Origin of the sequence: Pectinatus haikarae, assembly GCF_015732185.1 — a bacterium.
GTDB lineage: Bacteria > Bacillota > Negativicutes > Selenomonadales > Selenomonadaceae > Pectinatus > Pectinatus haikarae.
The window spans coordinates 42193-55861 of sequence record NZ_WIQM01000009.1 but is presented as its reverse complement, the minus strand read 5'-3'; the positions used below and the strand labels follow the sequence as shown (position 1 = coordinate 55861).

Annotated in this window: 12 protein-coding genes and 1 riboswitch; of the genes, 5 read left to right on the top strand and 7 right to left on the bottom strand. The window is 38.4% G+C overall.

The annotated features are described in order from the left end of the window. Positions 1-135 precede the first annotated feature (135 nt). Entirely contained in the window at positions 136-789 is a 654-nt protein-coding gene (locus I6758_RS07300; RefSeq protein ID WP_196604555.1) for a TetR family transcriptional regulator, read from the top strand. A 123-nt stretch (positions 790-912) separates the two neighbouring features. On the opposite strand, the gene I6758_RS07295 is transcribed toward I6758_RS07300, so the two are convergent. From I6758_RS07295 to I6758_RS07275, 5 genes are all read right to left on the bottom strand, one after another. Continuing rightward, positions 913-1695 (bottom strand): ABC transporter ATP-binding protein, encoded by a 783-nt coding sequence (locus tag I6758_RS07295; RefSeq protein WP_196604554.1) that lies wholly within the window; start codon positions 1693-1695, stop codon positions 913-915. After that, positions 1695-2711 carry a FecCD family ABC transporter permease gene (locus I6758_RS07290; RefSeq protein ID WP_196604586.1) on the bottom strand — a complete coding sequence of 339 codons (1017 nt, stop codon included), beginning with the start codon at positions 2709-2711 and terminating at the stop codon, positions 1695-1697. The genes I6758_RS07295 and I6758_RS07290 overlap by 1 nt, the downstream gene beginning before the upstream one ends. Positions 2712-2737: 26 nt before the next feature. Further along, the gene (locus I6758_RS07285) at positions 2738-3595 is read right to left on the bottom strand and encodes an ABC transporter substrate-binding protein (protein ID WP_196604553.1); all 858 of its coding nucleotides are present in this window, start codon (positions 3593-3595) and stop codon (positions 2738-2740) included. A 186-nt stretch (positions 3596-3781) separates the two neighbouring features. Further along, complete coding sequence (locus I6758_RS07280) at positions 3782-5962, bottom strand: TonB-dependent receptor (RefSeq protein ID WP_196604552.1); 2181 nt, start codon at positions 5960-5962, stop codon at positions 3782-3784. Positions 5963-6130: 168 nt separating this feature from the next. After that, positions 6131-6312: riboswitch (cobalamin riboswitch) on the bottom strand. 75 nt (positions 6313-6387) lie between these two features. After that, entirely contained in the window at positions 6388-6735 is a 348-nt protein-coding gene (locus I6758_RS07275; protein WP_196604551.1) for a DsrE family protein, read from the bottom strand. A 165-nt stretch (positions 6736-6900) separates the two neighbouring features. On the opposite strand from I6758_RS07275, the gene I6758_RS07270 reads away from it, so the two are divergent. Further along, positions 6901-8148 (top strand): putative DNA modification/repair radical SAM protein, encoded by a 1248-nt coding sequence (locus tag I6758_RS07270; protein ID WP_196604550.1) that lies wholly within the window; start codon positions 6901-6903, stop codon positions 8146-8148. 4 nt (positions 8149-8152) lie between these two features. Next, complete coding sequence (locus tag I6758_RS07265) at positions 8153-8899, top strand: TIGR03915 family putative DNA repair protein (protein ID WP_196604549.1); 747 nt, start codon at positions 8153-8155, stop codon at positions 8897-8899. 14 nt (positions 8900-8913) lie between these two features. Here the strand turns inward: I6758_RS07265 and I6758_RS07260 are convergent, their stop codons facing one another. Further along, positions 8914-9900: a LacI family DNA-binding transcriptional regulator gene (locus I6758_RS07260; protein ID WP_196604548.1), complete on the bottom strand. Its 987-nt coding sequence runs from the start codon at positions 9898-9900 to the stop codon at positions 8914-8916. A 218-nt stretch (positions 9901-10118) separates the two neighbouring features. Here I6758_RS07260 and uxaC point away from each other — a divergent pair, with 218 nt between their 5' ends. Continuing rightward, the gene (gene uxaC / locus I6758_RS07255) at positions 10119-11528 is read left to right on the top strand and encodes a glucuronate isomerase (protein WP_196604547.1); all 1410 of its coding nucleotides are present in this window, start codon (positions 10119-10121) and stop codon (positions 11526-11528) included. A 191-nt stretch (positions 11529-11719) separates the two neighbouring features. Beyond that, a complete protein-coding gene (locus I6758_RS07250; protein ID WP_196604546.1) occupies positions 11720-13168 on the top strand; it encodes a glycoside-pentoside-hexuronide (GPH):cation symporter in 1449 nt (482 codons plus the stop codon). An 8-nt stretch (positions 13169-13176) separates the two neighbouring features. On the opposite strand, the gene I6758_RS07245 is transcribed toward I6758_RS07250, so the two are convergent. Further along, positions 13177-13515 carry a winged helix-turn-helix transcriptional regulator gene (locus I6758_RS07245; protein ID WP_196604545.1) on the bottom strand — a complete coding sequence of 113 codons (339 nt, stop codon included), beginning with the start codon at positions 13513-13515 and terminating at the stop codon, positions 13177-13179. Positions 13516-13669 lie beyond the last annotated feature (154 nt).

Here is a 13669-nt window from a genome sequence, read left to right as displayed (position 1 = left end):
ACAAATTGCTGACACAGTGTCAATAATTAAAATATAGCAAATAGTTGACGCGGTGTCAACTATAAAAGGAAATTTAAGTTAGAAATATACTGTAGGCTGCGGTATAATAGTAAATAATAGGAATAGGAGAAAAGTATGGATTTTCAAAGAGCACGTACGGAGGAACAAATCACACATCGTCAAAAAGAAATAATAGATGCCTGCGATGCACTTTATGGCAAATCAAATTTTGACAGTGTTACTATCAAAGCTATTTCCGAATTAACATCATTTACCCGCTCATCCATTTATAATTATTACAAAACAAAAGAAGAAATTTTCTTGGATCTCATGCAGCAGGAATATATGGATTGGTATGATGAGGTAAAAACGAAGTTCGAAAATACCGAGTCAATGACAAAAAATGATTTTTGTCAGTTTCTTACAGGGTCTTTAGTAAAACGTGAAAAAATGCTGCGTCTTTTGTCTATCCATCTCACTGCTATAGAAAATAATTGCCGCATTGAGAAATTAATAGAGTTTAAGAAAAATGCAGCTGTTATATTTAAAATTTTCTATCAGGGCATCGATAAATTTTTTCCTTCGACACCTATGCGTACCAAAAAAGCTTTTCGTTCAGAATTTTTTATATATGTCTTTGGGATATACCCATTTACGCATATGAGCAGAAAACAAAAAACAGCTATGAAAGAAGCTCATGTTATATTTAATACGATAAGCTTCGAACGCCTGTGTTTCCATGGGATGAGTTTGCTGGCTGCCGGATTGATAGAAAATGATAACTGCTGATAAGAATGAATAATCGATAAAGATGCCATAACTGAAATTCATATTCCAGTCATGGCATCTTTTATTTTGGCTGTGTTTTTATCATGCAAGAGTATAAATAAGAAATAATTTTTTTAGTATAAATCATTTGCAAATATTTGAATCTGAGGGCATATAGATGATGTTGACTTTTCCTGTTTTTTTATTCATGTGAACTTCGGACAGTACTTCATATAGATAATAAATGAACTCTGGCGTCAGCAATTTTTCCGGAACATCATTGCCAACTATTTGCCCATCTTTTAATGCGATTATTCTATCACAGTACAGAGCCGCGATATTGAGATCATGTATGGCTATGATACTGGTGAATTTGTGTTTTTTTACGATCTCCATAGTTTGCATTTGGTATTTTATATCTAAATGATTTGTCGGTTCATCCATTATCAGACAGGAAGTATTCTGAGCCAGGGCTCTTGCCAGGATAACCCGCTGTTTTTCACCCCCTGAGATAGCAGAAAAATTTCTTTTTTCAAAGCCTGCCAATCCGACGGTTTTCAGAGCATTTTTGACGATTTTATAGTCAGCTTCATTATCAAATTGGAGCATTTTTTTGTATGGCGTTCTTCCCAGCAGGACGATATCTTCCACAAGAAAATCAAAAGCATAACTATTATCCTGAGCCATAACACTGACAGCACGTGCGGATTCCTTGAGAGTCATATTTTTTATGTTGCTGCCGTCGAAAAATATTTCTCCGGCATCAGGCTGCAAAACTCTGTATATACATTTTAAAAGTGTGGATTTGCCGCTTCCGTTTGGGCCCACGATGCCGACACATTCCATTGAGGCTATCGACGCAGAAATGTCTGACAGTATAACAGTATTTTTTATAGAAAACGAAATATTTTTTACTGATATATCCATCAATTTTTTCCTCCAAAAGAATATGATTTTTTTGCTGTAAGAAAAACAAATCCCGGCGCTCCGAGGAGAGATACTATGATCCCGACGGGAATATCTGTACCGGTTATCAAAATTCTGCTGATAACATCGGCTGCAACCAGCAACACTGCTCCCAGCAATGCTGCCAAAGGCAGTAAATATCTATGCCCTGTTCCGGTAAAAATTCGTACAATATGCGGTATTATCAGACCGACAAAGCCTATCATACCTGCCGAGTATACAAGGAAACCGACGATAAATGCACTCATCAGAAGATATACATGCCGGTATTTACTCAGATCTGTTCCCAGAGTGACAGCCGTATGATCACCAAGCAGCATTATATCTAAAGTGCGATTTTGAGTCCAAAAAAATATTATACCGAAACATACCACAGGAATAATGATCTGCAGAGTACTCCATTGAGCACCGGCAAAACTGCCCATCAGCCAGAATAGTATTGTTTGGATACCATCTTTGTCATTGGCAAAATATACTATAAAACTGGATATTGAGGAACAAGCCATATTTACGGCCATGCCCGTGAGAAGAAGCTTTGTCGTGTCCGGTTTACCGTCCATCTGAGAAATGATAAGCACCAATAAGGATATGGAAAAAGCTCCTGCAAATGAGCATATGCCTATAAAATCCGGGCCAAAGAATATTCCTGCACCAAGAAAAATCGATAATACCGCTCCTAGAGAGGCCCCGGAGGAAATACCTAGAATATATGGATCGGCTAAAGGGTTTTTTACCACTGCCTGTATCACTGTCCCGCATACAGCAAGACCTGCACCGGTGGCCGCGGCCAGTAGCAGCCGCGGGAAGCGAAGCAGCCAGACAATATCGTGTACGGGTCCCTGACGGGGAGCAGTAACAGGCATATTACTTTGTATACCCTGAAATAAAGTTTCATAAATTTCGTTACCAGATAATTTTACAGATCCCATACCCAAGGCAAAAAAAATTTCTGCAAGCAGAATACCTGTGAAAATCATTACCCAGGAATAACTGTTTAACTTTTTCAATTTTGCGGCACCTCTTCATACAATTCAGGATAAAGGTCCTGTGCCATTTCGCGTATCCCGTCATAAGTGCGTACCGCGCTGCTGTATACCATGAATAACGGCAGCGTATATATTCGGTGCTCCCGTACAGCAATAATATCCTGCAAAGCTGGATTTTCATAAATTTGCTGTGTAATGACAGAGGCATTGCGGTAATCATTTTCACTCACAATCAGAAATATGACTTCCGGATTTTCAGCAATGAGCTGTTCATAGCTTATAGTAGCGCCTATATCAATAATATCGCCGTTCACTTTTGTCAATATATCTCCGGCCAGAGTATTCCTGCCATATAATCTCAATATATCTTTCTGTTTTTCCATAATGATGGTCCGTGGCTTTTTATGCCCCGCTGTGCGGTTTTCAACAAAAGCCAGCTCTCTTTCCATCTGCTTTACCAGAGCAGATGCTCTTTTTCTGCGGCCGAAAATAGTGCCCATATCCATTATATATTTATATTCATCTTCAATGGTTTTGGCTTTTGCGCTGCGCGTAGTCGAAGATGCAATATAAGTATTTATTTCTCTGCTGCGCCAGAACTCGGTTGTTCCAATATATTCAGGTCTAAAGGTAGAACCCCAGCCCAGTATGAAATCCGGTCTGAGCATCAATATATTTTCCTTATCCAATATCTGCATTTGTTTTATTGGAATACTGTCATATGCCTGTTGATATTCTTCTTTTATGCAGCCGCGGTAAGGAATACCGACAGCGGCAACGATCCGATCCTGCAATCCCAGGGCCAGTAAAGTTTCCGTTGAATTCTGCCAAAAAGTGATCACCCGCCGCGGCGGATGTTCAAAGATCAGCTGCATCGTCCGCATTTCCGTATCATAATTATCTACTGCAGAAAATGGGGATACAACATTATCCTGATACTGCGCGGGTGGCGGCTTTATTATTTCCAGAAAGATAAAAAACAGCAGTATTCCTATGGCGGCATATTTTATTTTTATTCCCCCATCCTGAAATATTCTTCATTAACAAATATATTTTTAAACTCAGAAAGTATATTTTACTCCCAGCATGAAACTGCGTCCGCTTTCGGGCAGCGCTCCGGCATCATACCCGGACAGAGCCCGTGTCTGATATGCCTCATTCGTTATATTGTTGATGTTGAGATATATTTGTGCCGATTCATTTAATTTGTAATTTAATGCAAGATCCAGTACGCCGAATCTGCTGTCTGTAAAATATTGTGTGTCATTACCGGAATAAATCGTATAAGCTAGATCACCAAACCAATTTTTCTTCTCATAGGTCAGACTTGTCCTATAAATATTACGAGGCCGGTAGGCATTTATAAGACTGTCGGGAGTACTGCCGTCAGGATTAAGGAAAACATTTTTTGCATGAAAATTTTCATTTACCCAGCTGTAAGAAGATGACAGTTTCCATATATCACTGAATGCATGTGTATAGGAAATATTCAATGCCTGTTTTTTTCTTTCTGCGTTGACAGTTTTTGTTTCCCATTTTTCTTTAGCTGTATTAAGAATGCTGTAGCGCCCGAGGGCATTATCCATATATGTATTAGCGTAGTTTATGCCAATTTGATCTTTACTGGTTATTTTTCTGTCTACCCCTAAATTATAATTATATCCTTTTTCATCTTTTAACGGATCGTTGCTGAAAGCCCTGGAAAAATCAAGCCCGGTAACAGGTCTGAATATTTGGCTGGCTGAAAAATATATATTGGTCTTTGTGTCGAAATCATAATTGCTATAAATGGAAAATGTCGTTTTTCCCGTTGAGCCAAAATCGGTATCGTTATAATGGCCGCTGCTGTAATATGAATAATTTACTCCGGGTGTTATTGTAAATTTATTGCCCAGTTTGATTTTATCCTGCAAATACAGACTATATGACCGGCGGACCGATGCATAGCTGTCATCATTGTCCCAGCCTTCGTAACTGCTCTTGCGATAATTGAATCCTGTGGTCATACTATGATTTTTTACGTGTTTTGAGAACTGTACTGCCGTACCCGCAGCCTTTTCAATATCAGTATGCCCGTTTAGGGAATTTCTGGCAGTATTCCAAAATTCGTCCAGATATGGATAAGGAACATTCCATATATCAGAAAAATCTTTCATATTATAGCGGGTATAATTTTTATAAACACGTATAAAGCTTTCCGCATTTTCATCTGTTTTATCAAAAACATATTTTAAATCCGCATTATTTGTCTGGGTTTCATCATATGATCCGAGCCATGCATCATATAGAAAAATATTCCGATAGCCGTCGGCGGAACTGTTCAACCCTATATATCTGTGGGTTACGGGGTTTATTGATGCCATGGTACCGTTATAAAATGACTCTATGTAACGAAAATCAGGTGCAGTTATCGGATAATATGCTTTTTCATAGGAATGATCATATGTAACAGTCAGGCTGTGTTTTTTATCAAAATCTTTTGTAATGTTGAATGACGCGTTTTCTTCACGATAGCCCGTGTTTTCGAATGATTTTGTACTGCCCGTGAACGAATCTTTATATTTTGCGTTACCGCTTAATTGTCTGCTCAGCGACAATGCGTATTTTAAACTGCCGTCATTTGAAGCACCGGTGTGTGTCAAAGCATAGTTGTGTCTCTGCCATGAACCTGTTGCGATATCGACGGTCGTTTTGGGTTTTATCGTTCCCCTGCGCGTAATGATATTTATTACGCCGCCTGCTGCATCAGATCCGTATATGGCAGCACCGGCTCCCTTTATGATATCTATCTGCTCCACATTATCCATTCCGGGCAATGTGCTGAGATTAACACGTGATTTGTTACCGCCGTAGGAATTGGCGTCATTATCGATACGCCGCCCGTCAACGAGTATTACTATACTGTTTTCACCGTTTATGCTCAATTCCGTATTATAACTGCTGTACCCGTATTCTCCGCCTCTATAACCAGGAGTCGATATCTGTATTCCCGGGATAGTCTTCAATGCATCCTGTATACTGCTGTAATGATGATTTTCTATATCCTGTCTGCTGATGATATTAAAATCGCCCCCGGTTATATAAGGATTTACGATTGTTTTATCTCTTTCAGCATAAATATCTTTATCCTCCAGTGTATATGTATTGTTCGGATCATCAGCCGCATAGGACGCCGTACAATTGATACTCTGCATGAAAGTATATGCGAAAACAGCGGTTGTAATTTTAATTTTTTTCTTCATGAATATTGATGCTCCTTTTTATCTTAGATTTTTCTGTTCAAAACCTTATATGCTTCCGCTGCCGCTACAATAATTCATACATAATAAAAACCTCCTTTTCAAAAAGAAAAGGAGGCAGATCGCAAAAAAAATTTGCAAATCGCCTCCCTATCATTCGTAGGTAAAAAAACGGTGATTGTCAGACAGGCAGTTCTCCTGGCTCAGGTTCATAGTCAGCTCACGCCTTCCCAGATATAATTTTTATATCCAGTGACATAAATTGTGAGTAACTCCCCTTACAGTGGCGGGACCGCGCCGGCTTATACCGGACTTCTCTTTTCAGCTAAAGCACCTGTCTCAATTATTAAATTACATTATAACAAACAATAGTATTGCATATAAAACTGGTATTGTCAATAATTTGATTATAATTACATAAATATTTTTTATGGTTTTATGTAAGCATATCCATTAACTTGCAATTCCACTAATTTTGTTACACCGGCGGGAATTACTTTTACACTTTGAGGCAGAGCGGCTTCATTGATATTATTGCCGTGCAGAGCATTGCGGCAAAGAAGAAATTCGACTTTTTCATGAACGAGTTTTTCCAGTTCGTGCAATAGATCGCTGCTGTCCTTTTGGCTGAATATATTGACAGCATCTCCGTTCACTACAACTTTGATTTCATAGTTATGAGTATTTATATCACTGATGAGATTACGAATATTATTACAGAGCATCTGCCATTTATTTATTTCATCAATATGAAATGCTGCTTTCAATATGCGCATAATTTATACTTCCTTTTTTATTTGATAATATTTTCGTTCAGTAAATCGAACTATAATATTTACAATTATGAACCGAAATGATATACTTTATTACTGACAAGAGTAAGAAAAGCTGCGGTTACTTAATAATTTTTGTCGATAAAATTTATTTATATGGTGATGTGTATGGATTTGATGAGTAAATTAGGTGTTCTGGCCGATGCGGCCAAATATGATGTATCATGTTCATCAAGCGGCTCCGGCAGGGAAAATAAACCGGGCGGTATCGGTAATGGCGCTCGCAGCGGAATCTGCCATAGCTGGTCGGCAGACGGACGTTGCATTTCCCTGCTGAAAATTCTTATGACGAACAATTGTATATATGATTGTGAATACTGTGCGAATCGGCGCAGCAATGATATAAAAAGAGTTTTTTTAACCCCGGAAGAGCTTGTTGCACTTACCATTCAATTTTATCGGAGAAATTATATAGAAGGGCTTTTTTTAAGTTCGGGAATAATTGGTTCGCCTGATCACACTACGGAGTTTTTGATAAAAATAGCAAAATTATTGCGTATACGTGAAAATTTCAACGGTTATATACACATGAAAGGAATTCCCGGCACGGATACTGTTCTGCTGAAAGAACTTGGACGTTATGTGGACCGTCTCAGCGTAAATATGGAGCTGCCGTCTGAACAGTCGCTGCAGCTTCTTGCGCCGCAGAAAACACGAACAGCTATCCTAACGCCTATGAAGTTCATTCATGAACAATTTACCGAACGCCGTGAAGAAAAACGTCTGGTAAAATATATGCAGCCCTTTATTCCTGCAGGGCAAACGACACAAATGATCGTGGGTGCGAGTAAGGAACATGATAGGCATATTTTAAAACTAAGCGAAGCTCTTTACCAAAAAGTGGCATTGAAGCGTGTTTATTATTCTGCGTATGTACCGGTGATGACGGGAAAAAATCTCCCTGCAATAAAACAGCCGCCTCTTTTAAGAGAAAATCGCCTTTATCAGGCGGACTGGCTCCTTCGGTATTATCATTTTTCTGCCGATGAGATTTTACCTGAACAACACCCTGATTTTGATTTGGAAGTGGACCCGAAAACAAATTGGGCGCTGCAAAATTGGCGTGTTTTTCCTATAGAAATAAACAAAGCAGAATATGAAATGCTTTTACGCGTACCGGGAATAGGGATCCAATCTGCCAGACGAATAATTAGAACACGTCGTTTTATTCCATTGTCTTATGACAGCCTTTGCCGCACAGGCGTTGTTTTAAAACGAGCCAGACATTTCATTACCTGCGGAGGACACTATTATGGTTTGGGATTGGATAATCCTGACCGCATAAAAAAGTCGCTGATTTCTTCAAAATATCAAAAGATGTTCCGGCAGATGAGTCTATTTGAAGGGCAGGCATGAAAACATGTATTACCAATATGATGGATCTTTTACAGGTTTCTTATCTGTTATCTATGAAGCATATCATGATGGTACAAGCCACGTAGAGGGAATAGAAAATATAAGTGCAGGTACAAATCTTTTTGACGAAGAAAAAATAATTTCTGCAAATTTGGATAAAGCAGATAAGGTTTTAACCGGGCTTTACCATAAATGTGGAGCCCAGACGGCACACACTCTTTACTATGCCTTTATGGCTGAGCAGCCGGAACGGGAAATGCTGCTTTTCTATTTTATATGTGCAGCTTTTCGCGATCCGGACACATTGGCAAAAGGAAAAGCAGATCCATGGATAGGACAAGTGGAAAGCTGGTCTCTGAAGACGAGTAATGAGTGCCACCGTATGCTTGGTTTGCTGAGATTCAGTGAACTAGAAGAAAAAATTCTCTATGCGGAAATACGCCCTGATCATAATATTGCACCTCTCATAGCAGGTCATTTTGCCAAACGTATGGCGGAGGAGGAGTGGGCGGTCCACGATCTCGGCAGACATATTGTGGTATATTATGATAAAGAGCGCATACTCACAGCCAATGTCACGGAACAGGAAAAAAATATTAAATACAGTCCGACTGAAAAGAAATTTCGCAGCATGTGGTGCCAATACTACAGACATATTTCAATAGAGGAAAGAAGAAATCCTAAATTACAGCGATCATTTATGCCGGAAAAATACTGGCCCTATCTCACGGAAATGTCTAAAGTCAGCTGATCGGCATCATTTGTCTAAGCATATATGAAGCTTTCTCTTTGATACAATTTTGCCGGGAAAATCATTTTTGAAGGAACTTCTTTGTCATTCATCAGTTTAGTAAGCAGTTCGACAGCTTCCCGGCAAAGAATTTCCAGCTGATTATCCAAACTTGTAATCATCGGAGTGGCACATTGGGCTAAAAGTGAATTATTGCAGCCGACAATTGGCATATTTTTTCCCATTTGCAATATGGCTCGTTGTGCACCAATGGCCAAAAGGTCTTCCGAGGTCACTACCGCATCAAAATAAACATTCTGCTCAATAAGTTTTTTTACTGTTTGTTCAACATCTTCCAAGGATCTGTTGATTTTGTTCTGCAATAGCGGGTTTTCATCTAATTTGTGAGTTGCTATTCCCTTTTTATAACCTGTCAATTTTTGTCTGCCGCTATAGGTCAGTGAATCATACAAATAAAGAACACTTTTGCAGCCTTTTTCTGCCAGTTTTCCCACAATATCACTCATACCTGTTTCTTCATCACAAATTATTCCATAAATATTATTATGCTTTATATAGCTGTTTACCATAATCACAGGCCGTTTTTTTGCAACATTTTTCAGATAGTCCAGATCCTTGGTATGATTGAACGGCGTACCGATAATTATAATGGCATCTACATGTTTTTCCATTAGAAATTGAAGGTGTTTGTATTTGAGACCGGAGCCTCTGCCTGTACAGCCAAGGATAACATTCCAGTCGATCAGTCTTAAATAGCTTTCTATCAATGATATAGCTGTGGCGTAAAAGGAATCGGAAACATCTTCGCATAGGACACCGATCATTTTCATGCTATTCAAGCCTAATCCGCGCGCAAAGGGATTGGGCTGATAGTTTTGCTCTTTCATTACCAGCAATATTTTTTCTTTAGTTTTTGCGCTTACTCTGCTGCTTCCGTTTAGCACGCGCGAAACAGTGGCTATTGAAACGCCGCATTTTTCTGCGATGTCGTATATTGTCATATGTTGGGCCTCCAGATCTGGTTGGCTTTTTCCTGCCAAATATAATACATTATAGCATAGAAAAATATTGAGTGAGCTGTGAAATTTTTATGCGCCATAAATATACTGAATTTATTGAAAAATAAATATATATTGACAAGTGGCTAAACATGTGGTATTTTATTCCTATAAAATGTAAGAGCTTACATAAAAAAAGAAAATATAAGAAGGTAGAAAAAATGAAAAAATTTATGGACGAAAATTTTCTGCTTGATTCCAAAACAGCAGAAATATTATTCTACGATTATGCAAAAAGCATGCCTGTCATAGACTACCATTGCCATATACAGCCTAAAGAAATAGCTGAGAATTACCAATTTGAAAACTTGGCACAGGCTTGGCTCGGCGGAGATCACTATAAATGGCGGCTTATCCGCGCGAACGGAACACCCGAAGAAAAAATTACAGGTAATAATTCTTCTGACCGCGAAAAATTCCAAGAATTTGCGAAAGCACTTCCAAAATCCGTTGGCAATCCACTGTATCATTGGACGCATTTGGAATTGAAACGTTTTTTTGATTGTGACCTGACATTGAACGAAGACACTGCCGAAGAAATATGGAATACTTGCAATCTTCGGCTGAAACAGCCTGAAATGGCTGTTCAGGGAATTATTACAAAATCCAATGTAGAAGTTATCTGCACTACTGATGATCCGGCAGATTCTCTTGAATGGCATCAGAAAATTAAAGCAGATTCCTCCTGTACAGCAAAAGTAATCCCGGCTATGCGGCCTGATGCTGTGATGCGCATCGATGCAGAAGGATATAAGACGTACATTGCACGATTGGGAGAAAATACGGGTATCAGCATAAGAACGATAGATGATATACGGCAGGCCTTGCATAAAAGAATGGACTTTTTTGAAAAAATGGGCTGCCGCTTGACTGATCATGCACTTGAATATATTTTTTACCGTCCTGCCGATGATGCCGAAATAGATAAAATAATCACTAAAGCGCTGCAAAAAGAACCGATAAGTATTCAGGAAGTGGAAGAATATAAAACTGCACTTTTGGTATTTCTTGCCGAAGAATATAGTAAACGTGATTGGACAATGCAGATTCACTACTCAGCTTTGCGCAATAATAATACAAAAATGTATAAAATTCTCGGACCGGATACCGGCTTCGACTGCATTGCCACATATAATTGTGCAGAAGGAATAACGGCATTTTTAGATGCACTGACATTTAAAGGCATATTGCCTAAAACTATTTTTTATTCGCTTAATCCTGCGGATAATATATTGATTGCCTCTATTATCGGTTCTTTTCAGGATAAAGGAATAGCAGGCAAAGTTCAGCAGGGGTGTGCATGGTGGTTCAATGACACAAAGGCCGGTATAATCGATCAGCTGACAAATATTGCCAATCTTTCAGTACTGGGAAATATTTTGGGAATGGTCACAGATTCCAGATCATTTCTTTCTTATCCGCGCCATGAATATTATCGGCGCATCCTTTGTAATTTTATTGGGTCTTTGGTAGAAAACGGCGAGTACCCAAATGATATACAATATTTGGGCAAACTGGTACAAAACATATCTTATAATAATGCTAAAGAGTATTTTAAATTTGATAGCTGAAATAAAATTACTGCATAGTCATTTATTTTAAACATAGGCATACAGCTAAATAACTGCGGCACTGAGATAAGAAAGATACTGCAGTTATTTAGCAATTAATGCAGATTGCCTTTTAATATTTGAAAAAGTATGATTCGTATTATATATAGAATATTTTAAAAATTTGTTTTTTTATAAAGGAGAGAAAATATATGCAGGAATATGTTACCGGTCCTATCACTGCGCCGTCAAAAAAACCTACTGGCACGCAAAATATCAATAATCAAATAAATCATTTTCAAAGGCTGTCTTGGAAAGAAAAAATTTCTTACGGATTTGGTGATTTTGGCAATGGATTTATGTTTGATTTAGGACAGGCGTATTTAACGAAGTACTGGATTGATATTTGTGCCATACCGGCAGCTGCTGTAGCGGGCATATTTGCTTTTACAAAGATCTTTGATGCATTTATGGACCCTATAGCGGGTTCTCTGATAGACAGAAGAAAAAATATCGGCAGCAGAGGAAAATTTCGTCCCGTGATGATGATATCCAGTATTTTACTGGCTTTACTTACAGTGGTCACATTTACAATGCCTGAATTATCACTGTCGGGAAAAATTCTTTTCGCTTATGCTGCTTATATGGCATGGGGGCTGGTCTATTCCTTTACAAATATACCTTATGGTTCACTGGCCAGTGTCATGACGCGCGATGTAAACGAACGCAGCCAGCTGGCCACTACAAGGCAGGCAGGGTCCATAGGAGCGCAGCTCATCACAGGCATCGGGTTTGTACCGATCGTACTTGTTTTTGATAATCCGCATCACGGTTTTTTTATAGCTGCCGCGATCATGGCTGTGATCGGTATTGTCGGTTTTTATATTTGCTATAGAAATACTAAAGAAAATGTTCCGGTCATGCGCAATACACAGGCAGAAAAAAAGGCAGGATTCAAGGATTATCTCAAAGTAGTATTTACAAATAAGCCACTGCTTTGTATAATTCTGATGACCTTATTTACTATTTCAGCAATGAACACCAATAATCAGATGATGATTTTCTTTTGTCAGTATAATTTAGGCAATATGGGATTACAGCCATTGGTAAATGGAATTATGATGGGGTGTTCTGTGCTGGGGATTCTTATGATTCCAAAGTTGGTTAAATTATTCGGTAAAAAGAGAACTGCTGTAGGCGGTCTTTTAATAGGATTTGTCGCCAATATTCTGAATTTTGTTATTGCCACTAATATTTACACTTTTATTGTCCTAGTCACAATAGGTTATGTTGCTCTGGCAATCCCTAATGGAATTACGTGGGCTTTTGTATCCGATGTTATTGATTATGGCGAATGGCATAATGGAATAAGAAAAGAAGGGATAACTTATGCCGCTTTCAATTTTTCCCGCAAAATGGCACAGGCCCTTGCCGCAATCGTAAGTTCTGGCATCCTTGTGCTGACAGGGTATGTATCAAATACTGTCCAGTCAGCTGAAACGCTGACTGGGATAAAGGCTGCCATGACATTGTATCCAGGCGTAGCTTTAGGTATAGCTGCTGTAATTATAAGTATTTTTTATGGTTTGTCAGATAATAAATATAAAAAAATAGCTGATGATCTCAGTAATGGCTTGTGGGAAAATGGGCAAATAAAATAAAATATGAACTATTTTCCAGATTTATTTGCTGATAGATTTTTTTGATAGTATTGCCCCCAGTTGCTCATTGCCTCAATCACTGATTTTAGACTAAGTCCCGCCGGAGTCAGTGTATATTCAACACGTGGGGGCATTTCTGCAAAAACCTTTCTGCTGAGCAGGCCATCTTTTTCCATTGATCTTAAATCAGCTGTCAAAATTTTCTGCGATATTTTTCCAACCGATTTTTTTAATTCGCCAAACCTTTTTTTACCATCCAACAGATCTCTTATTATTAATAATTTCCATTTATCACTGATTAACATCAATGTCGTTTCTACAGGGCAGTCAGGTAATGTTTTTTCCATGCTATTATCCGTGCTCCTTAATAATGTGCTTAGTTCACTATCATTTCTAAAATCGTATTATATACTTACAACAAAAAAATTACAAATCAGCTAACATTTTTGGAATAATTGCAGGTGTTTTGAGTTTGAAATTTGATGGGGAAAAGATCGAAAT

What these genes read in the sequence shown, in the direction of transcription:
- I6758_RS07280 (WP_196604552.1), bottom strand. Translation starts at nt 5,962, where the DNA reads ATGAAGAAAAAAATTAAAATTACAACCGCTGTTTTCGCATATACTTTC.
- I6758_RS07265 (WP_196604549.1), top strand. Translation starts at nt 8,153, where the DNA reads ATGTATTACCAATATGATGGATCTTTTACAGGTTTCTTATCTGTTATC.
- uxaC (WP_196604547.1), top strand. Translation starts at nt 10,119, where the DNA reads ATGAAAAAATTTATGGACGAAAATTTTCTGCTTGATTCCAAAACAGCA.
- I6758_RS07250 (WP_196604546.1), top strand. Translation starts at nt 11,720, where the DNA reads ATGCAGGAATATGTTACCGGTCCTATCACTGCGCCGTCAAAAAAACCT.
- I6758_RS07285 (WP_196604553.1), bottom strand. Translation starts at nt 3,595, where the DNA reads ATGCAGCTGATCTTTGAACATCCGCCGCGGCGGGTGATCACTTTTTGG.
- I6758_RS07295 (WP_196604554.1), bottom strand. Translation starts at nt 1,695, where the DNA reads ATGGATATATCAGTAAAAAATATTTCGTTTTCTATAAAAAATACTGTT.
- I6758_RS07270 (WP_196604550.1), top strand. Translation starts at nt 6,901, where the DNA reads ATGGATTTGATGAGTAAATTAGGTGTTCTGGCCGATGCGGCCAAATAT.
- I6758_RS07300 (WP_196604555.1), top strand. Translation starts at nt 136, where the DNA reads ATGGATTTTCAAAGAGCACGTACGGAGGAACAAATCACACATCGTCAA.
- I6758_RS07260 (WP_196604548.1), bottom strand. Translation starts at nt 9,900, where the DNA reads ATGACAATATACGACATCGCAGAAAAATGCGGCGTTTCAATAGCCACT.
- I6758_RS07290 (WP_196604586.1), bottom strand. Translation starts at nt 2,711, where the DNA reads ATGATTTTCACAGGTATTCTGCTTGCAGAAATTTTTTTTGCCTTGGGT.
- I6758_RS07245 (WP_196604545.1), bottom strand. Translation starts at nt 13,515, where the DNA reads ATGGAAAAAACATTACCTGACTGCCCTGTAGAAACGACATTGATGTTA.
- I6758_RS07275 (WP_196604551.1), bottom strand. Translation starts at nt 6,735, where the DNA reads ATGCGCATATTGAAAGCAGCATTTCATATTGATGAAATAAATAAATGG.